Here is an 18,475-nt window from a genome sequence, read left to right as displayed (position 1 = left end):
CTGCCGATGCGCGCCTCGGGCGTCTGCGCGGCCAATGTGCCCGACGGTCAGGCGATGTGGGAGACCTCGAACAGCCTGTGGTCGGCCGTGCAGGCGGGCGCCAGCATGGTCTATCACGCCGCCGGCTGGCTCGAGGGCGGGCTGATCGCGAGCCCGGAGAAATTCGTCATGGACTGCGAAGTGATCCGGCAGATCCAGCGCTACATGGAGCCCGCGCTCTGGGCGACCACGCCCGAGGACATCGCGCTCGACGCGATCCGCGACGTGGGCCACGACGGGCATTTCTTCGGCACGCAGCACACGCAGGACCGCTACGCCAGCGCCTTCTACCAGCCCTTCCTGAGCGACTGGAAGAACTATGAGGCCTGGGAATCGGCCGGCGCGGTCTGGACCGCCGAGCGCGCGCACCGCGTCTGGAAGGAGATCGTGGCAAGCTTCGAGCCGCCGGCGATGGACGAGGCGGTGCGCGAGGAGCTCGAAGCCTTCGTCAGCCGCCGCAAGGCCGAGGGCGGCGCGCCGACCGATTTCTAGGCATGGCCGCGGAAAACCCGGCGAATTGAGAATATTGAGAACCTCTTAACGCAGGCCTGCAAGACTGTGGCCCGAACCGGGAGACGCAGGGCATGCACGGTCTGATCAACAGGGCGATCCAGTGCTTCGTGGCCGATACATATGGCCGTGAGGCCTGGATCGCGGTCGTCCATCGTGCCGATCTGGGCTTCACCGAGTTCGAGGCGATGATGATCTACCCCGAGGAGGTGACGCCGCGGGTGCTCGACGCCGCCTGCCGGGAACTCGACAAGGCGCCCGACGAGTTGCTCGAGGATATCGGCACCTATCTCGTCTCTCACCCGCAGGCCGAGGCGGTGCGCCGCCTGCTGCGCTTCGGCGGCGTGAACTTCGTCGATTTCCTGCACTCGCTCGACGACCTGCCGGAGCGCGCGCGCCTCGCCGTTTCGGACCTGATCCTGCCTGCGCTCGACCTCGAGGAACATCGCCCCGGCCGCTATACCCTGAGGGTCGTCGCGGAGCAGGACGGCTTCGGCCCCGTGCTGCTGGGGATCCTGCGGGCGATGGCGGACGATTACGGCGCGCTGGTGCTGACCGAGATGCGGCGCGAGGGGCCGGGCCGCGCCGCTATCGGAATCACGGTTTACGAGACCGCTTATGCAGAGGGCCGCCGCTTCGAGCTGGGCGGCGGAGCGGGGTGAGCGATGGGGGCCTGTCCCGACGTTCTCGACGCGCTTTGCCCGATGCACGCGATCCTCGACATGGAGGGGCGCATCGCGCATGTCGGGCCCACCCTGTCGAAGCTCTTTACCGAACGGACGCTCGCGGGGCGCTACGCCTTCGACGTGATCGAGGTGTTCCGCCCGCGCGCTGTGGACGGCATCGAGGCGCTGCTCGCCCATGCCCGGATGCGCCTGCACCTTCGGCTTCGCGATGCGCCACAGACAAAGCTCAAGGGCGTGCTGGTGCCGATGCCGGGCGGGCAGGGGGCCATTCTCAACCTCTCCTTCGGCATCTCGATCCTCGACGCGGTGCGCGACTACGACCTCACCAATGCCGATTTCGCGGCCACCGACCTTGCCATGGAAATGCTCTATCTGGTCGAGGCGAAATCCGCCGCGATGGAGGCGTCGCGCACCCTGAACCTGCGCCTGCAAGGCGCGATGATCGCGGCCGAGGAACAGGCCTTTACCGACACGCTGACGGGGCTCAAGAACCGCCGCGCGCTGAACCACGTTCTCACCCGGCTGATCGCGCGCAACGCGCGTTTCGCGCTGATGCAGGTGGACCTCGATTTCTTCAAGGCGGTCAACGACACCATGGGCCATGCGGCGGGCGATCACGTGTTGCAACAGGTCGCGCGCATCCTCGTGGACGAAACCCGCGATGCCGATACCGTCGCGCGCGTGGGCGGCGACGAGTTCGTGATCCTGCTGAACGACCCGGGCGCGCGGGCCACCGTCGAGCGCATCGCGCAGCGGCTCATTCGCCGGATCGAGGAGCCGGTGCCCTTCGAGGGACAACTTGCCCGGATCTCGGCCAGCGCGGGCAGCGCGCTCTCCTGGGCCTATGCCCGGCCGGACCTGGCGCAGATGCTGGCGGACGCGGATCGCGCGCTCTATGCCTCAAAGGCGGCGGGGCGTGCACAGCACCGGTTCGCCGACGCCGGGCGCTGAGTGCGTGCAGCCGTCCCCCGCCGCCTCGATCCCGGGCACGGCGTTCCTGCGATGGCGCTGCTTGCCGGCCCCGGGCATCCTGCGCGGACTGCAGGAGCGCGCGGCACGGCGCGCCCTCTGGGCAGGGCAAGGCATCGTGGCCGGCATCCCGAAGCAAATCCTGCTCTCAAGCCCCTTGCGGCGGCTGGATTTCCGGGGGCAGTCTCGGAAGACTGCGCCGCGGCAGCCAGCGGCGGACAAGGAAACCTGGCAATGCGGCCCAACATCCTGCTCATCACGGCGGACCAGTGGCGGGGCGACTGGCTGGGCGCGCTGGGCTTTCCGGTGCAGACGCCCGCGCTCGATGCGCTCGCCGCCGAGGGCACCCTGTTCGCCCGTCACTACGCGCCCTGCGCGCCCTGCTCGCCGGCGCGCGCCTCGCTGCACACCGGGCTTTACCAGATGAATCACCGCGTCGTCTGGAACGGTGCGGGGCTTGATGCGCGCTTCGACACCCTTGCGCTGGCCGCGCGGCGGGCGGGCTACCTGCCCACGCTCTTCGGCTACACCGACACCGCGCCCGATCCGCGCCACGTCGCCCCCCGCGACCCGGCGCGCAGGACGTTCGAGGGCGTGCTGCCCGGCTTCCACCTGCGGCAGGGCCTGCGACCCGGCGCTGCGTGGCGCGCGCCTCGCCGCGGCAGAGGCGCTGCTGGCCGACCGGGCGCGGCTGATGGACCGGACGCTGGCCTGCCGCGCGGTCTGGGACTGGCCGGTCGGGGACTGCCCGGCCGGTTAGGGCGCTCGTCCCTCCCTCCGGTCGGTCCTCGCGAAGAGGGACCGCAGGGACCGAGGAGCGGCGCGTCAGACCGCCAGCACGGCCGCGACGGCGCGGCGCCAGCGCGCGTGGCGGCGGTCACGGTCCTCGGTGGCCATCGTGGGGATGAAGCGCCGCTCGGCGTACCAGCGCGCGGCCATTTCGGCCTCCGTCGGGTAGAGCCCCGCCTGCCGCCCGGCGAGCCAGGCCGCGCCCAGCGCCGTGGTCTCCAGCACCTCGGGCCGTTCCACCGCCGCGCCCAGGATGTCGGAGAGGAACTGCATGGCATGCGCGCTTGCGCTCATGCCGCCGTCGACGCGCAGCACGGCCTCGGGCGCCTCGGGCCAGTCGGCGCGCATCGCGTCCATAAGGTCGCGCGTCTGGTAACCTGCGCTTTCCAGCGCCGCGCGGGCAAGCTCCGCGGGCCCCGCGTTGCGCGTCAGGCCGAAGAGCGCGCCGCGCGCCTCGGGCGCCCACCAGGGCGCGCCGAGACCGGTGAAGGCGGGCACCATCAGCACCTCCTGCGCCGGGTCCGCCCGCGCGGCCAGCGCGTCGGCCTCTGCCGCGCGGCCCAGCAGGCCCAGCCCGTCGCGCAGCCATTGCACCGCGGCGCCGGCCACGAAGATCGCGCCCTCCAGCGCATAGGTCGTCCGCCCGTCAAGCCGCGCCGCAACCGTCGTCAGCAGCCGGTTGGAGGAGGGCACGGCGACCTCCCCCGTGTTGAGCAACGCGAAGCAGCCGGTGCCGTAGGTCGCCTTCAGCATCCCCGGCCGGAAACAGGCCTGCCCCATCGCTGCCGCCTGCTGATCGCCCGCGACGCCCCGGATCGGCACCGCCGCGCCCAGCACGCCGGGGTCCGTCGTGCCGTAGTCCGCGGCGCAGTCGCGGACCTCCGGCAGCAGCGCCCGGGGCATGCGGAAGAGCGCGCAAAGCTCTGGAGACCAACGGTTTTCACGGATATCCCACAGCATCGTCCGGGACGCGTTGGTGGCATCCGTCGCATGCACGCGCCCGCCGGTCAGCCGCCAGATCAGCCAGCTGTCCACCGTGCCGAAGGCAAGCCGGCCCGCTTCTGCCGCCGCGCGCAGGTCCGGGTCGCGGTCCAGAAGCCAGGCGAGTTTCGTCGCGCTGAAATACGGGTCGAGCAGCAGGCCGGAGCGCGCGGTCACCTCCGGCTCGTGCCCCGCCTCTGCCAGCGCGCGGCAGGTTTCGGCGGTGCGGCGGTCCTGCCAGACGATGGCGCGATGCACCGGGCGGCCCGTCGCGCGCTCCCACAGCACCACCGTCTCGCGCTGGTTGGTGATCCCGATGCCGGCCAGATCGCCTGCCCCGATGCCTGCGCGCGCCAGCGCCGCCTGCGCGCTCTGCACGCAGGTCTCGAAGAGTTCCTCGGCGTCGTGCTCGACCCGGCCGGGCGAGGGATAGTGCTGTTCGAATTCGCGGCCGGCCTGCGCCACCGGCCGCAGATCGCCGTCGAAGACGATGGCGCGGCTCGAGGTGGTGCCCTGATCTATCGCCAGAATGTAGCTCATGCGTCCCTCCCTGTCGTGCGGAGGGGCGCTATTCCGCCGCCGCCCGAAGCGCGCGCGCCGATGCGATCCAGTCGGCCACCGCCGCCTGTGCGCCGGCACCCAACCGCAGGCCCAGCTTGCTGCGGCGCCAGAGCGCGTCCTCCGCCGTTCGGGCATATTCGCGCCGCACCATCCAGTCCAGTTCCGCCTCGGTCAGAGTGGCGCCGAAATCGCGGCCCAGATCGGCCGGCCCGGTCGCATCGCCAAGCATCTCCTGCGCCTCGCGGCCATAGGCGCGGAACAGGCGCAGGGCCCAGTCCTCGCCCAGGAAGGGGTAGGCGGCGCGCAGGGCGGCGATCTCGGCCTCTAACGCCTGCGGCGCGAAACCCGCGCCCGGCAGCGGAGCGCCGGCTGTCCATGGCGCGGCAAGCCCCGGGAGGTCGGGCGCCAGCGCGCCCAGCGCGTCCTCGGCCAGCCGGCGATAGGTGGTAATCTTGCCCCCGAAGACGGACAGCAGCGGCGCGCCGGCACCGGTGTCGCGCTCGAGCACATAGTCGCGGGTGGCCGCGGTGTCCGAACTCGCCCCGTCGTCATAGAGCGGCCGCACGCCCGCGAAGCGCCAGACGATATCGTCGCGGCCCAGCGGGCGCCTGAGCCATCGGTTGACGAAACCCAGCAGATAGTCTGCCTCTTCGTCGGTGCAGCGCGGCGCGGTGTCGGGATCGGGATGCGGCGCGTCGGTGGTGCCGATCAGGGTGAAGTCGCGCTCATACGGGATCGCGAAGACCACGCGCCCGTCCGGCCCCTGCAGGATATAGGCGCTGTCGTGGTCGAAGAGGCGGCGGGTCACGATGTGGCTGCCGCGCACCAGCCGCACGCGGGCGCGGGCGTTGCGCCCGACGGCGCGGCCCAGAACCTCTCCCGCCCAGGGCCCCGCGGCGTTCACCAGCGCGCGGGCGGTGCGATGCTGCGTCTGCCCCGTTTCCGCGTCGCGCAGCGTGACGTGCCAGAGGCCGCCCTGCACCTCGGCCCGCAGCACCTCGCAGCGGGGCAGGATGGTCGCGCCCAGAGCTTCCGCGTCGCGCGCGTTGGCGATCACCAGCCGCGCGTCATCGACCCAGACGTCGGAATAGGCGAAGGCGCGGGTGAGCCCCTCGCGCAGCGGTGCGCCCTCCGGTGCGCGCGTCAGGTCCAGCGGCTCGGTCCCTGGCAGGAGGCGCCGGCGGCTGAGATGGTCGTAGAGAAACAGCCCCGCGCGGATCATCCACGCCGGGCGCCGCCCCTTCGTCCAGGGCAGGACGCGCGCGATCAGGCGGCCCGCCGGCGTTTCGGTCTCGAAGCGCATGTCGGGCGCCAGCGGCAGCACGAAGCGCAGCGGCCAGGCGATATGCGGCATCGCGTCCAGCAGCACCTCGCGCTCGGCCAGCGCCGCGCGGACCAGGCGGAACTCGAAATACTCCAGGTAGCGCAGCCCGCCGTGAAAGAGCTTGGTCGAGGCCGAGGAGGTCGCGCCGCCAAGATCGCCCTTCTCGGCCAGCGTGACCGTCAGCCCGCGCCCGGCCGCGTCGCGCGCGATGCCGCAGCCATTGATCCCCCCGCCGATCACGAAGAGATCGCAGGGCGCGTCGAAAGTCTGGGCAGGCATGGGTGCGGTCTCCGTCACGCTCGTGCGGAGAACACCCCAACCGAAAGAAAACGTCAAGCTGTGTTTTCGTTTGTGTTCGCTTTTGCGCTCAGCCGCGCCCACCTGCGAAGCGCGCCTGCCAAGTGTCGCGCTCCTCGTCGGTGATCTTGCGGAACAGCATCTCCGGCACCTCGAAACCGTGGCCCGGGGGCAGCGTGCGCAGCGCGGCCTCCATGTCCGCGGGCCAACCGGCCTTGCTCTTCATCGCGGCGCGCAGCGTGTCGGCCGCATCGGGGATGAAGGGGGCGGAGAGCTCCGCATAGACCGGGATCAGGTTCAGCGCGAGGCGGATGATCGCCGCCGCGCGCGCGGGATCCTCCTTGTAGGCGGCCCAGGGCGCGGCCTGCTGCAGGTATTCGTTGCCCAGCACCCAGAGCGCGCGCAGTTCCTGCGCCGCCCGGCGCACGGCGATGGCCTCCATCGCCGCCTCGTAGCGCGCCAGCCCTTCGGACAGGTCGGCGATCAGCTGCCGTTCCGGATCGCCCCAGTCGCCGCCCTCGGGCACCGCCTCGCCGAACTTCGAGCGGCAGAACTTCGTCACGCGGCTGACGAAGTTGCCCAGCACGTCGGCGAGATCCTTGTTCACGCCGCCCTGGAAATTCTCCCATGTGAACTCGGAATCCGAGTTTTCCGGTGCGCGCGACAGCAGCCACCAGCGCCAGTAATCCGCCGGCAGCAGCTCCAGCGCGTCGTCCATGAAGACGCCGCGCCCCTGGCTGGTGGAGAACTGGCCGCCGTCGTAATTGAGGTAATTGAAGGACTTGATGTAATCGACCAGCTTCCAGTCCTCGCCCGAGCCGATCAGCGTGGCGGGAAAGCTCAGCGTGTGGAAGGGCACGTTGTCCTTGCCCATGAACTGGGTATAGCGCACGTCGTCCGCGCCGCGCCCGGTGCGCCACCAGCGTTCCCATTGGGCGTCGGGTTTCCCCTGCGCCTCGGCCCATTCGGCGGCGCAGGCGATGTATTCGATGGGCGCGTCGAACCAGACGTAGAAGACCTTGCCCTCCATCCCCGTCCAAGGCGCGCCCTCGAACTGCACGGGGATGCCCCAGTCGAGATCGCGGGTGATGCCCCGGTCCTGCAGCCCCTCGCCGTCGAAGAGCCATTTCCGCGCGATCGAGGTGGTGAGCACGGGCCAGTCTTCCTGTTCGTCGATCCAGGCCGCCAGCCGGTCGCGCAGCTTCGACTGCATCAGGTAGAGGTGCTTGGTTTCCCGCACCTCCAGCTCGGTCGAGCCCGAGATCGCGCTGCGCGGGTTTATCAGGTCGGTCGGGTCGAGCTGCTTGGTGCAGTTCTCGCACTGGTCGCCGCGCGCCTTGTCGTAGCCGCAGTTGGGGCAGGTGCCCTCGATGTAGCGGTCGGGCAGGAAGCGGCCGTCCGCCACCGAATAGACCTGCCGCTCGCTTCGCTCCTCGATCAGCCCGGCCTCGAAGAGTTTCACGGCAAGATGCTGGGTCAGCCGCCGGTTCTGGTCCGAGGAGGAACGCCCGAAATGGTCGAAGGACAGGCGGAAGCCCCGCGCAAGCTCCGACTGCACGCCGTGCATCTCCGCGCAATACTCTGCCACCGGCTTGCCCGCCTTCGCGGCGGCCAGTTCCGCAGGCGTGCCGTGCTCGTCCGTGGCGCAGAGGAACAGCACCTCGTGGCCGCGCGCGCGGAGGTAGCGGGCATACAAGTCCGCAGGCAGCTGCGAGCCCACCAGATTGCCCAGATGCTTGACCCCGTTGATGTAGGGGATCGCCGAGGTGATCAGATGCCGTGCCATGCGCGCCTCGCTGCCCTGCCGCCCGCGCGTCTCTAGCGCAGGGGCGCGGCAGGGGCTAGGGGCCTGCGTCGCGGTCGCGATCCTCGCGCCGGCGCCCGTTCGTCCCCTCGCGCACCGCCGCCATCAGACGGCCGATCACGAAGGACGTCCGCGGCACCCAGACATAGGGCGTGCGCCGCTCCGAGACCGGGCGCGCGCGCATCCGCACAAGGCCGAAGACCACGAGCAGCGCGTGCGCGACCGCCACCATGACGAACAGCGCGGGCGGCCCGAAGCCGTCGATCAGCGCCGAGGAGAGCCAGGGCGCGAAGATCGCGCCTGTCGCGAACCAGAACATGTGCGCCGCCGACAGTTCCACCCGCTGATCGGAGGTGGCGAAGTCATGCGCGTGGGCCGCGGAGATCGAGTAGATCGGGAAGGTCGTGAGCCCGAACAGCCCCGCGATCAGCAGGATGCCCGCGGTGCCCACCCCCTGCGCGGCCACCGTGATGACGCAGCTTCCAATAGCGGCCGCCGAAAAGCCGATCAGCACCCAGCGCCGGTCGAGCTTGTCCGCGAGCCAGCCGGCCGGATACTGCGCGAGCGCCCCGCCCGCGACGAAGGCCGCGAGGAAAAAGGCGATCTGGTCCACCTCCAGCCCCACCTGTCGGCCGTAGACCGGGCCCACCATGCGGAAGGCCGCGCTGGACACCGCCGCCACCAGAACGCCCGCCACCGCAAGCGGCGAGATCGCCAGTGCAAGGCCCGGCTTCAGCCGCGGCGCCGCGGGCGTCTCGGGCGGGCGCACGGTGGTCAGCGTGAGCGGCAGCAGGGCCGCGCAGCAGAACAGCGCAAGGATATTGTAGGAGACGTAGGAGGCGGGCTCCAGCACGCCGATCATCAGCTGCGCCACCAGCGAGGCGCCCATGTCAGCGACACGGTAGGCGCCCATCGTCCGGCCGCGGGTGGCGTTGGTGACCTTGGCCTGAAGCCAGGCCTCGATCACGGTGAAGCAGCCCGCGATGCACAGCCCCTGCGCCACCCGCATGACGGCCCAGGCATAAGGATCCAGGATCAGCATGTGCATCAGGATGCCCACCGCGCCCATCGCGGTGAAGGCCGCGAAGGCGCGCGCGTGGCCCACGCTGCCCATCAGCCGCGGCGCCCACCAGCAGCCGATGAAGAAACCGATGAAATGCGCCGAACCCAGAAGGCCGATCTGTTGCGTGGTGAAGCCCAGCCGCAGCCCCGAGAGCGCGTCGAGCGGTGCCACCGCCCCCGAGGAAAGCTGCAGAAGGATGATCGAGAGGAAGAGGGCCGCGAAGGACAGGAGCGTGCGCATGACGCGGCCCAGCTTCGCATCCCGACCGCCGCGCGCAAGCCGGTTCCCGACGCGCGGCGGTCTTTCTTCGGCAGGGCGCTATTGCGAGGTGTAGCCGCCGTCGACCAGGTGGTAGCTGCCGTTGATGAAAGCGGCACGCTCGGACAGCAGGAAGACGGTGAGCGCGGCCACCTCCTCGGGCCGGCCCAGCCGGCCGATGGGGTGGAGCGACGTGAGCCCGGCCCGCATCTCGTCGTCGAGCGCCGAGAGCAGCGGCGTGTCGATGAAGGCCGGGCCGACCGCGTTCACCCGGATGCCCTGCGCCGCGTATTCCAGCGCCGCGTTGCGGGTGAGCCCCACGAGGGCGTGCTTGGTCGCGACATAGGGCGAGGACTGCGCGAAGCCCACGCTGCCCAGGATCGACGACATGTTCACGATGGCGCCGCCGCCGGCCTCCAGCATCTTCGGGATCGCGAATTTCATGCCGTAGAAGACGCCGTGCAGGTTGACGTCGATCACCTTGTGCCAGGCGTCGAGCGGGTAGTCCGCGATCGCCTCGCGCTCCCCGCCGATGCCGGCGTTGTTGACCAGCAGGTGCAGCGCGCCGGTGGTCTCGATGGCGAAGTCCACCATCGCCTCGACCTGCGCCGCGTCGCCGGTGTCGACCTTCGTGGCGTGTGCCGTGCCACCCGCGGCGCCGATCTCGGCCGCAACGGATTTCGCGGCGTCCTCGTCCAGATCGGCGACCACCACGGTTGCACCGCCTGCGGCGAGTTCCTGCGCGATGGCCGCGCCGATGCCCTGTCCTGCGCCGGTCACCAGCGCGGTCTTGCCGTCGAATCGGATGTCCATCCTGTTCTCCTTTGCGTGTTAAACTCGGGCTCTGTCTGGCAGCTTCGGGCTTGCCCCGCCTTGATGAAGGTCAGGTGCCGCGAGGATGCAAGATGGCGTCGAGGCCCCCGCGCCCCCAGCCCAGCTGCCAGCGCGCGGGCGGGTCGCGCCGCGCGCGCAGCCGCTCCAGCAGCCAGCCTTCGGCCCCCGGCCTGTGTGCCGGCGCCATGTGCCAGCGCGTCTCGGCCCCGCGTGTTCCGCCCGCCCCGGGCGTGAGCAGCAGGCCCAGGGGCGCGGGGCCCGGCGCGGCCATCCCGGCCTCGGCGGCGAGCTGCAGCCGCCGCACCGGGGTGAGCGCGGGCAGGGTCACGCATTCGACCACCACCAGCGGCAGGCAGCCCGCGCGCAGCGCCTCTTCGGCGCACCACAGGATGTCCTCTTCCCGCCGGGGCGTGGCGAAGAGCAGCCGCCCCGGATCGGCGAAGCGGCAGAGCCCCTGCGGGTTGGGGCGGTCGCGCTCCCATTCGGGCGCGATCCACAGGACATCGCCGCCGCCCGCCTGTTGCGCCGCGCCGGCGGCGAGGGCGGCGAAGACATGGCGGCCCGGCCCGCAGGCCTCGTGCACCCGCCCCCGGTCGAGCCGGAAGCCGGCGGGCAGGGCGAGGGCGGGGCGCGCCCGTTCCGGCACGCGGGAAAGAAGAGCCCGGGTCATGCGTGGCAGGTTACAGTGTTCGCGAAATGTTCTCAATCCTGCGCGATTCCGGGCGCCGCGCAGGGGGCGCTGCCCCCTCCTGGCCTGCGGCCAGTTCACCCCCGGGGTATTTCCGGCAAGAGGAAGCCGCCGGGTGGCGCCCCGCCCGGCACGCCTTGCGCCCGCCGCCCGCGGGACTAGGGTGCGCCCGTCCCGCAAGGAGGATCCCCATGCGCCGAAACCCGCTGGGCCGCACCGGCATCGAGGTGAGCGAGTTCTGCCTCGGCACCATGACCTTCGGCAGCCAGACGCCGGAGGACGAGGCCCATGCGCAGATGGACCGCGCGCTGGAGGCGGGGATAAACTTCCTCGACTGCGCCGAGATGTATCCGGTCAACCCGGTGCGGGCAGAGACGGTGGGACTGAGCGAGGAGATCGTCGGCACCTGGGTCGCCAGGGCCGGGCGGCGCGACGCCTGGGTGGTGGCGACCAAGCATTCGGGCGAGGGGATGAGGCACGTCCGCGGCGGCGCGCCGATCACCCCGGACACCATTCCTGTCGCCGTCGAGGGCTCGCTGCGGCGGCTGAAGATCGACTGCATCGACCTTTATCAGTTCCACTGGCCCAACCGCGGCTCCTATCATTTCCGCAAGAACTGGCGCTACGACCCGTCGGGACAGGACCGCGTGGAGACGCTGGCGCACATGGAGGACACGCTGGGTGCGCTCGCGCGCGAGGTCGAGCGGGGCACCATCCGCGCCTTCGGCCTGTCGAACGAGACCGCCTGGGGCACCGCGCAGTGGCTGCGCGTGGCGGAGGCGGCCGGGGGGCCGCGCGCGGCCTCGATCCAGAACGAGTATTCGCTGCTGGCCCGCATGGCCGATACCGATCTGGCGGAGCTTTGCGTGAACGAGGACGTGGGGTTCCTGCCCTTCTCGCCGCTCGCGGCGGGGCTCTTGACGGGCAAGTATCAGGGCGGCGCGATTCCGCCCGGCTCACGCCGCAGCCATGTGGAAAACCTGGGCGGGCGGATCACGCCGCGGGTCTTCGGCGCGGTGGCGGCCTGTCACGAGGTGGCGGGGCGCTTCGGTCTCGACCCGGTGCAGATGGCGCTTGCCTGGGCTGCGCGGCGGCCCTTCGTCGCCTCGGCGATCTTCGGCGCCACGCGACTTGCGCAACTCGAGCATGCGCTGGGCGCGGCGGAGGTGGTGCTGTCGGACGAGTTGCTTGCGGCGCTCGACGAGGTGCATCGCGCGCACCCGATGCCCTACTGAGGCGCATGGCGGTCGAGCTTGCCTCCCTTGCCGATCTGGACCGGCTCGGCGTCGACGAGATCGTCGACGTCCGCTCGCCCGCGGAATACGCCGAGGATCATCTGCCGGGCGCGGTCAACCTGCCCGTGCTCACGGATGCGGAGCGCGCGCGCGTCGGCACGATCTATGTCCAACAGGACCGCTTTCTCGCGCGCAAACTCGGCGCGGCGCTGGTGGCGCGGAACGCGGCGGCGCACCTCGAGGGGCCGCTCGCGGACCGGGACGGCGGCTGGCGGCCGCTGGTCTATTGCTGGCGGGGCGGGCAGCGGTCGGGCAGCTTCGCCTCGATCCTCGAACAGATCGGCTGGCGGGTGGAACTGCTGCAGGGCGGCTACCGCAGCTTTCGCCGGCTGGTGGTGCGCGCGCTTTACGACGATCCTCTGCCCTTTCGGGTGGTGCTGGTGGACGGGATGACCGGCACCGGCAAGACCGGGATGCTGGCCCATCTGGCAGAGGCGGGCGGGCAGTTCGTGGACCTGGAGGCGCTGGCGGCGCATCGCGGTTCGGTCTTCGGGGCGATGCCGGGCGGGCAGCCGCCGCAGAAGCTGTTCGAATCGCGGCTGGCGATGCAGCTTGCGCGGCTGGACCCCGCGCGCCCCGTCTTCGTCGAGGCGGAAAGCGCCAAGGTGGGCGCGCGCATCCTGCCGCCCTCGCTCTGGGCCGCGATGAAGCGGGCGGCGCATCTCCGGCTGGAGGCGCCGGTCGCGGAACGCGCGGCCTATCTGGCGCGGGCCTATGCCGATCTCACCGCGGACCGCGCGGCGCTGGCCCGCGTGCTGGAGAAGCTGGTGCCCTACCACGGGCGCGCGCAGGTCGAGGCATGGCAGGCGCTGGCGGCGCAGGGGGCTTTCGCCACGCTGGCGGGGGAGCTGATCGAGGCGCATTACGATCCCCGCTATGCCAAATCCGCCGCGCGCCGGGGCGCGCCGGTGACGGTCGAGCGGCTGGACCGGCTGGACGCCGAGGGCTTCGCGCAGGCCGCGCGGCGCATTGTCGAGACGGTCGGCCGTTGAGTGCGGACGGGGGCGCTGTCAGCCCGCCGCGCCCGGCACGCAGGCGATCCCCGGTGGGCCTTCCATGACGCGGCCGATGCGATGTGCCGCCACCCCGGCCCGGGCGAGGCGCGGCAGAATATGCGCCGCCTCTGCCTCCGGCAGCGCAGCGAGGAAGCCGCCGGCGGTCTGCGGGTCGTGCAGCAGGGCGCCGCGCGGCCCTTCGGCGCCCGTCACGGGCGCATGGGCGCGGTTCGCCTCCCACAGGGTCGAGCGGATGCCCGCGGCGGCCAGCGCCTCGGCGCCGGGGTAGAGGGGGACTGCCGCCGGGTCGATCTCTGCCGCCACGCCGGAGGCGGTGCAGATCGCCATGAGGTGCCCGGCAAGGCCGAAGCCGGTGACATCCGTCATCGCGTGCGCGCCGCGCAGGAGCGCGGCGGCCCTGCCCTGCGGCTGCGCCATGGCGTGCCAGAGGGCGGCGATGTCCTCTCCGCTGGCCTCGCCGCGCATTTCGGCGGCCAGCAGCGTGCCGCTGCCGATCGGGCGGGTCAGGATCAGCACATCGCCCGGCCGGGCGCCGCCCAGCGTCACCGCCGGACCGTCGAGCAGGCCGGTCACGGTAAAGCCCAGCGTCGTCTCCGCCCCCATGGTCGAGTGTCCGCCGGCAAGCTCGGCCCCCGCGGCGCGGAAGGTCTCAGACGCCGCGGTCAGGATCTCGTCCAGCATCCGCGCCTGCAGCCGCTCGGTCATGCGCGGCAGGATCACGGTGGCGAGGGCGGCCTGCGGCGTCGCGCCCATCGCCCAGACATCGCCCATCGCGTGCACCGCCGCGATCCGCGCCAGCAGCGCGGGATCCTCGGTGAAGGCGCGCAGGTGGTCGGTCGTGACGACCTGCAGCGCCTCGCCCACCCGCAGCACCGCCGCATCGTCGCCGGGCGTGGTGAGCACGTCGTCGCGCGCGGGCAGGGGCAGCACGGCGGTGGCGCGGGCCAGCGCGGCGGGCGCCAGCTTTGCGCCGCAGCCGGCGCAGAGCGGCGCGGCGGGTGCATCTGCCGCCCCGGTCGGGGCCGGTATCATCTGCGGCAGGTCGCGCAGCTTGTCCATGAAGTCGCGGTCGATCCGGTCCTTGAGGCGCCAGAGCAGGCGCCCCTCGACCGCGAGGCCGCCCCTTTCCGCCAGCGCGGATTTCTCGCCCAGCGAGATGAGCTTGAGGTAATCGCGCTGCGGCCGATAGGGGCGCAGCGGCCGGCCCGCCACGGCGGCGCGCAGGTTGTCGTGCAGCACGGGCGCCGCGCGCACGGCATAGACACCCGCCTTGGGACGCGGCGCGTGGGTGAGATGCGCGCAATCGCCCGCGGCGAAGATCTCCTCGCGCCCCTCGACGCGCAGCTCCGGCCCCACGCGCAGATAGCCCGCCTCGGTCGGCAGGCCGGTCTCGGCAAGCCAGGGCTGCGGGCGGGCGCCGGCGGCGCCGGCCACGAAGCCGGCCGCGACGATCTCGCCCCCTTCCAGCACGACGCCCTCTGCGGTCACTTCTGCTGCCGCAGCGCCCAGGCGGAGCGTCACGCCCTGCCGCGCGAGCGCGGCGGAGAGGCGGGGGCCGGCGCCGCCGGGGGCGGGCAGGTCGGGCGCGGCCTCGATCACCGTGACCTGCGCGTCGCAGCCGCGCGCGCGCAGCGCATGGGCCATCGCCATCGACAACTCCAGCCCCGCGACCCCGCCGCCGATCACCGCCGCGCGCGGCGCGGCATGGCCCGCCGCGGCCGTGTCGAGGAAAGCCGCCCAGCGCCGCGCGAGCCCCTCAAGCGGCTTGGCGGGCACGGCGTGCTCGGCAAAGCCGGGCAGGTCCGGCATCGCAGAGGTGACGCCGATGTCGATGGAGGCGATGTCGTAGCCGATGCGCCGCTCGCCCACCGTGATCTCGCGCCGGTCGGGGTCGAGCGTACTGGCGTGGCCCAGGATCAGCCGCGCGCCGGCGAAGCGCGCCAGCCGGACGAGGTCGATCTCCAGTGCCTCGCGCGGGTAGTGGCCGGCGACATGGCCGGGCAGCATTCCCGAATAGGGGGCGGTGGGGCCGGGGTTGATCAGCGTCAGCCGTACCGCGGGCAGGGGGGCCATGCCCCACCGGCGCAGCACCAGCGCATGGGTGTGGCCGCCGCCCACCAGAACGATGTCGTGGGTCGCCTCGGGCGTGGCGCGCATCATCGGACTCTCCGCGTCGTCATGTGCGGGGCTCTAGACCGAATTGCCCGGCGGGGAAAGCGGACCGCTCAGATCGGGCGGTTGTAGCGGATGAAGGGCGTCTTCATCCCGATCCGGTCGTAGAGTCGCCGCGCGGTGGCGTTGTGCTCCTGCGTGAGCCACCAGACGGCGGGCGCGCCGGCCGCGTCGGCCTCGGCATAGACCGTCTCGATCAGCGCGCGGCCAAGGCCGGTGCCGCGCGCCTGCGGATCGACGTAGAGATCCTGCAGGTAGCAGACGTTCTCGATCTTCCACATGTGGCGGTGAAACAGGAAATGGACGAGTCCGCGGGGCGCGCCGTCCACGGTCGCGATGCGCCCCCGGAACTCGCCCGGCGCCCCGGAGAGCAGGCGGGCGAAGGCCGTGGCATGGACCACCTCCGGCACCTCGGTTTCGTAGAAGGCGAGATAGGCGCGCCAGAGGCGGCGCCACTCCGCTTCGTCTGCGGGCTGCAGTGGGCGGATCTCGATCTCCGGCATGGGCGGGTCCCTCGGCAACTGTCGCAAGCGTTGCATGCGGCGTGACGGCGCGCAAACGCTTGCCGCGTCCCGGGTTCAGCCGTCGCGCTGGCCGCGCGCCTCGATCTCGTTCAGGATGCGGATCAGGCGCTGCCGCATGTCGGGATCGACATGCCCGGTCATTCGGGCGTCATGCGCCTCGACCGCGGTGCGGGCGCGCGTGGCGAGCCGCGCGCCCTCCGGGCTGGGCGAGAGCGCCTTCGCGCGCCTATCCCCGGCGGCCGGTTCGCGCAGGATCAGCCCGTCGCGCGCGAGGCCCTCGAGGACGGGCGCCAGGTTCGACCGCTCCATCGCCAGTGCGCCGGCCAGTTGCGAGGGGCGCAGGCCGGGATTGTCCGCGATCGTCACCAGCACCGAGAAGGGCACCATGCGCAGGCCGAAGGGCGCCAGCGTCGCGTTCAGGTCCTTCTGGATCGCGGCCATGGCGCGACGCATGTGATAGCCCGCGAAGACCCGAAGCCCCGCGTCGATGCCGCCCTCGGCAGGCGCGTCCGTGGCCGTGGGGCTGCGCGTGGCCATCGGCTCAGCGGAAGCGCGGCGCGCGCTTTTCGAGGAAGGCCGCCAGTCCTTCGTGCGCGTCCGGGCTGGTCTGCGTCACCGCGGCGCAGAGGCTTTCGGCGAAAAGCCCGTCGGCTTTCGACATGTCCTCGATCCGCGCGATGGCCTGGATCATGATGTAGGGCCCGTCGGTCTCGGCGATCGGCAGCGGTTCGGACATTCAAAGCCTCGCGTGTCGCGTCGATGGGTTATGTCTCATAACCACCCCGGAGCAAGCATCCGCGCGCGAAAATCGCGCACGTGTGCGCATCACTCGGGTATCAGGAAGAGCGTGATCGCCGGGAACATCACCAGGATCGCCACGCGGACAATGTCGGAGCCGACGAAGTAGAGCACCGCGCGATAGGTCGCCGACATCGGCGTCCCACGGTCCATGTTGTTGATGATGAACAGGTTCATCCCCACCGGCGGCGTGATCAGCCCGACCTCGACCACGATCAGCACCAGGATGCCGAACCAGATCGCCACATGCTCCGGCGACATCCCGAAGTCGAGCGCCGAGATCACCGGAAAGAAGATCGGCACCGTCAGCAGGATCATCGACAGCGAATCCATCACGCAGCCGAACACCAGATAGAGCAGCAGGATGATGACCAGCACAAGCCAGGGGCTCACGCCCTGTTCGACGACCAGGCGCGCCATCTCCTGCGGGACCTGCGTCAGCGCAAGGAAGCCGTTGTAGAAGCCCGCGCCAAGGACGATGAAGAAGATCATCGCGGTCGATTTGGCCGTTGCGGTAAAGCTGTCGCCCAGCGTGCGCAGCGTGAGGCCCCCATTGACGAGCGCGATGATCCCGGTGCCCAGCGCCCCCACTGCCGCCCCTTCGGTCGGCGTGAAGATGCCGCCATAGATGCCGCCGACGACGGCGATGAAGACCAGCAGAACCGGCCAGACGTCGACCAGCGCGCGGAAACGCTCGCGCATCGGCACGGGCTCCGCCACGCCGGCGCTGCCGGGATTCACGCGGACATAGATCGAGATCGCGGCCATGTAGCCGATCGCGGCCAGGATGCCCGGCACGAAGGCCGCGAGGAACAGCTTGGCGATGTTCTGTTCGGTCAGGATGGCGTAGATCACCAGCACGACCGAGGGCGGGATCAGGATGCCCAGCGTGCCGCCCGCGGCCAGCGTGGCGGTGGAGAAGCCGCCCGAGTAGCCGAAGCGCCTGAGTTCGGGCAGGGCCACGCGGCTCATCGTGGCGGCAGTGGCCAGCGACGAGCCGCAGATCGCGCCGAAGCCGGCGCAGGCGCCCACGGCGGCCATGGCAACGCCGCCCTTGCGGTGGCCCAGAAAGCCGGCCGCGGCGCGGAACAGCGCCTGGCTCATGCCGCCCAGCGTGGCGAAGTAGCCCATCAGCAGGAACATCGGCACGATGCTCAGCGAATAGTTCGAAAAGGTGGTATAGGCTTCTGTCTTGAGCCGGCCCAGCGCCATGTTGGGCGTGCCCATGACAAGCCACAGGCCGCCGAATCCGGTGACGAACATGGCAAGCCCGATGGGCACCCGCGCGAAGATCATCAGCAGCAGGACGGGAAAGGACCAGATGCCGATCTCCAGGTTGGTCACTGCTGGGCCTCCGCGTAGACCGCGATTATGTCGCGGTTGGTCAGTAATTCGAAGCCGCGCACCAGCGCGGTCCAGCAGGCGACGATCGCGGCCGCCGTGGCGCCGACAAGGCTCGCCGCATAGGCCCACCAGACCGGAAACTGCAGCATCCAGGAGGTCTGCCCGCGATTGTAGCGGTCCATCGTGCCCTCGAAGAGCTGCAGCGCCACGAAGATCAGCACCACGGCAAAGAGCAGCTCGATGGTGAAGACCAGCAGGCGGAAGGGGCGGCCGGTCAGCCAGTTGGTGAAGACGTCGACGGAGGCGTGCCCGGCGGTGATCTGGCAAAGCGGCAGGAAGGAGAAGATGGCAAAGGCCATGCCGGCCTCGACCAGTTCCACATCGCCCCGGATGGCGCCCAGGCCGACCTCGCGGCCGACGATCGAGACGCAGGTGATCAGGATCGCGGCCGACAGCACGATGCCGCCCGCGATCGCCATGACCCAGGCGAAGCCGAGGAAAATTCTATGAAGGCTCAGCACGT

General features: G+C 71.1%; 17 protein-coding genes and 1 pseudogene. 6 read left to right on the top strand and 12 right to left on the bottom strand.

Translation table 11 applies throughout. The annotated features are described in order from the left end of the window. The 4 genes and pseudogenes from ACLFOB_RS01375 to ACLFOB_RS01360 form a co-directional block, all read left to right on the top strand. The coding region (locus ACLFOB_RS01375) for a trimethylamine methyltransferase family protein (protein ID WP_410924466.1) at positions 1–531 on the top strand (531 nt) is incomplete at its 5' end. 92 nt (positions 532–623) lie between these two features. Then, on the top strand, positions 624–1,211 hold the full coding sequence (locus ACLFOB_RS01370; RefSeq protein ID WP_410924464.1) for a heme NO-binding domain-containing protein: 588 nt from the start codon (positions 624–626) through the stop codon (positions 1,209–1,211). A 3-nt stretch (positions 1,212–1,214) separates the two neighbouring features. After that, a complete protein-coding gene (locus ACLFOB_RS01365; RefSeq protein WP_410916721.1) occupies positions 1,215–2,186 on the top strand; it encodes a GGDEF domain-containing protein in 972 nt (323 codons plus the stop codon). Between the two features lie 51 nt (positions 2,187–2,237). Then, positions 2,238–2,744 (top strand): annotated as a pseudogene (locus ACLFOB_RS01360) (sulfatase-like hydrolase/transferase); the annotation flags it as partial. Positions 2,745–3,029: 285 nt separating this feature from the next. On the opposite strand, the gene glpK reads toward ACLFOB_RS01360, so the two are convergent. From glpK to ACLFOB_RS01330, 6 genes are all read right to left on the bottom strand, one after another. Beyond that, complete coding sequence (glpK, locus tag ACLFOB_RS01355; RefSeq protein ID WP_410924462.1) at positions 3,030–4,514, bottom strand: glycerol kinase GlpK; 1,485 nt, start codon at positions 4,512–4,514, stop codon at positions 3,030–3,032. 28 nt (positions 4,515–4,542) lie between these two features. Continuing rightward, the gene (glpD, locus tag ACLFOB_RS01350) at positions 4,543–6,138 is read right to left on the bottom strand and encodes a glycerol-3-phosphate dehydrogenase (RefSeq protein ID WP_410924461.1); all 1,596 of its coding nucleotides are present in this window, start codon (positions 6,136–6,138) and stop codon (positions 4,543–4,545) included. A gap of 88 nt (positions 6,139–6,226) precedes the next feature. Next, complete coding sequence (metG, locus tag ACLFOB_RS01345) at positions 6,227–7,942, bottom strand: methionine--tRNA ligase (protein ID WP_410924459.1); 1,716 nt, start codon at positions 7,940–7,942, stop codon at positions 6,227–6,229. Between the two features lie 55 nt (positions 7,943–7,997). After that, positions 7,998–9,263 (bottom strand): MFS transporter, encoded by a 1,266-nt coding sequence (locus tag ACLFOB_RS01340; RefSeq protein WP_410916729.1) that lies wholly within the window; start codon positions 9,261–9,263, stop codon positions 7,998–8,000. A gap of 78 nt (positions 9,264–9,341) precedes the next feature. Then, the gene (locus tag ACLFOB_RS01335) at positions 9,342–10,094 is read right to left on the bottom strand and encodes an SDR family NAD(P)-dependent oxidoreductase (RefSeq protein ID WP_410924457.1); all 753 of its coding nucleotides are present in this window, start codon (positions 10,092–10,094) and stop codon (positions 9,342–9,344) included. Positions 10,095–10,164: 70 nt separating this feature from the next. Beyond that, positions 10,165–10,785 (bottom strand): ImuA family protein, encoded by a 621-nt coding sequence (locus tag ACLFOB_RS01330; protein WP_410924455.1) that lies wholly within the window; start codon positions 10,783–10,785, stop codon positions 10,165–10,167. 209 nt (positions 10,786–10,994) lie between these two features. Here ACLFOB_RS01330 and ACLFOB_RS01325 point away from each other — a divergent pair, with 209 nt between their 5' ends. Both ACLFOB_RS01325 and mnmH read left to right on the top strand, forming a co-directional pair. After that, positions 10,995–12,038, top strand: coding sequence for an aldo/keto reductase (locus ACLFOB_RS01325; protein WP_410924454.1), 1,044 nt, complete (start codon positions 10,995–10,997; stop codon positions 12,036–12,038). A 5-nt stretch (positions 12,039–12,043) separates the two neighbouring features. Next, a complete protein-coding gene (gene mnmH, locus ACLFOB_RS01320; protein ID WP_410924452.1) occupies positions 12,044–13,090 on the top strand; it encodes a tRNA 2-selenouridine(34) synthase MnmH in 1,047 nt (348 codons plus the stop codon). Positions 13,091–13,108: 18 nt separating this feature from the next. Here mnmH and selD read toward each other — a convergent pair whose 3' ends face one another. The 6 genes from selD to ACLFOB_RS01290 form a co-directional block, all read right to left on the bottom strand. Beyond that, a complete protein-coding gene (gene selD / locus ACLFOB_RS01315; protein ID WP_410924470.1) occupies positions 13,109–15,271 on the bottom strand; it encodes a selenide, water dikinase SelD in 2,163 nt (720 codons plus the stop codon). A 68-nt stretch (positions 15,272–15,339) separates the two neighbouring features. Continuing rightward, the gene (locus tag ACLFOB_RS01310) at positions 15,340–15,789 is read right to left on the bottom strand and encodes a GNAT family N-acetyltransferase (RefSeq protein WP_410917810.1); all 450 of its coding nucleotides are present in this window, start codon (positions 15,787–15,789) and stop codon (positions 15,340–15,342) included. 75 nt (positions 15,790–15,864) lie between these two features. After that, the gene (locus ACLFOB_RS01305) at positions 15,865–16,347 is read right to left on the bottom strand and encodes a MarR family winged helix-turn-helix transcriptional regulator (protein ID WP_410917811.1); all 483 of its coding nucleotides are present in this window, start codon (positions 16,345–16,347) and stop codon (positions 15,865–15,867) included. A 4-nt stretch (positions 16,348–16,351) separates the two neighbouring features. Continuing rightward, positions 16,352–16,546, bottom strand: coding sequence for a hypothetical protein (locus ACLFOB_RS01300; protein WP_410917812.1), 195 nt, complete (start codon positions 16,544–16,546; stop codon positions 16,352–16,354). Between the two features lie 89 nt (positions 16,547–16,635). Beyond that, positions 16,636–17,952 carry a TRAP transporter large permease gene (locus tag ACLFOB_RS01295; RefSeq protein WP_410924451.1) on the bottom strand — a complete coding sequence of 439 codons (1,317 nt, stop codon included), beginning with the start codon at positions 17,950–17,952 and terminating at the stop codon, positions 16,636–16,638. After that, entirely contained in the window at positions 17,949–18,473 is a 525-nt protein-coding gene (locus tag ACLFOB_RS01290; RefSeq protein WP_410924449.1) for a TRAP transporter small permease, read from the bottom strand. Before ACLFOB_RS01290 ends, ACLFOB_RS01295 begins: the two co-directional genes overlap by 4 nt. Positions 18,474–18,475 lie beyond the last annotated feature (2 nt).

Origin of the sequence: Rhodosalinus sp. (assembly GCF_046542825.1) — a bacterium.
Classification (GTDB): Bacteria; Pseudomonadota; Alphaproteobacteria; order Rhodobacterales; family Rhodobacteraceae; genus Rhodosalinus.
The sequence above is the reverse complement of the archived record's forward strand: the minus strand, read 5'-3'. Positions and strand labels throughout refer to the sequence as shown.

Bases quoted from the DNA above. Each gene is read 5' to 3' on its own strand.
- ACLFOB_RS01370 (WP_410924464.1), top strand. From the start codon at position 624: ATGCACGGTCTGATCAACAGGGCGATCCAGTGCTTCGTGGCCGATACA.
- ACLFOB_RS01365 (WP_410916721.1), top strand. From the start codon at position 1,215: ATGGGGGCCTGTCCCGACGTTCTCGACGCGCTTTGCCCGATGCACGCG.
- glpK (WP_410924462.1), bottom strand. From the start codon at position 4,514: ATGAGCTACATTCTGGCGATAGATCAGGGCACCACCTCGAGCCGCGCC.
- glpD (WP_410924461.1), bottom strand. From the start codon at position 6,138: ATGCCTGCCCAGACTTTCGACGCGCCCTGCGATCTCTTCGTGATCGGC.
- metG (WP_410924459.1), bottom strand. From the start codon at position 7,942: ATGGCACGGCATCTGATCACCTCGGCGATCCCCTACATCAACGGGGTC.
- ACLFOB_RS01340 (WP_410916729.1), bottom strand. From the start codon at position 9,263: ATGCGCACGCTCCTGTCCTTCGCGGCCCTCTTCCTCTCGATCATCCTT.
- ACLFOB_RS01335 (WP_410924457.1), bottom strand. From the start codon at position 10,094: ATGGACATCCGATTCGACGGCAAGACCGCGCTGGTGACCGGCGCAGGA.
- ACLFOB_RS01330 (WP_410924455.1), bottom strand. From the start codon at position 10,785: ATGACCCGGGCTCTTCTTTCCCGCGTGCCGGAACGGGCGCGCCCCGCC.
- ACLFOB_RS01325 (WP_410924454.1), top strand. From the start codon at position 10,995: ATGCGCCGAAACCCGCTGGGCCGCACCGGCATCGAGGTGAGCGAGTTC.
- mnmH (WP_410924452.1), top strand. From the start codon at position 12,044: ATGGCGGTCGAGCTTGCCTCCCTTGCCGATCTGGACCGGCTCGGCGTC.
- selD (WP_410924470.1), bottom strand. From the start codon at position 15,271: ATGCGCGCCACGCCCGAGGCGACCCACGACATCGTTCTGGTGGGCGGC.
- ACLFOB_RS01310 (WP_410917810.1), bottom strand. From the start codon at position 15,789: ATGCCGGAGATCGAGATCCGCCCACTGCAGCCCGCAGACGAAGCGGAG.
- ACLFOB_RS01305 (WP_410917811.1), bottom strand. From the start codon at position 16,347: ATGGCCACGCGCAGCCCCACGGCCACGGACGCGCCTGCCGAGGGCGGC.
- ACLFOB_RS01300 (WP_410917812.1), bottom strand. From the start codon at position 16,546: ATGTCCGAACCGCTGCCGATCGCCGAGACCGACGGGCCCTACATCATG.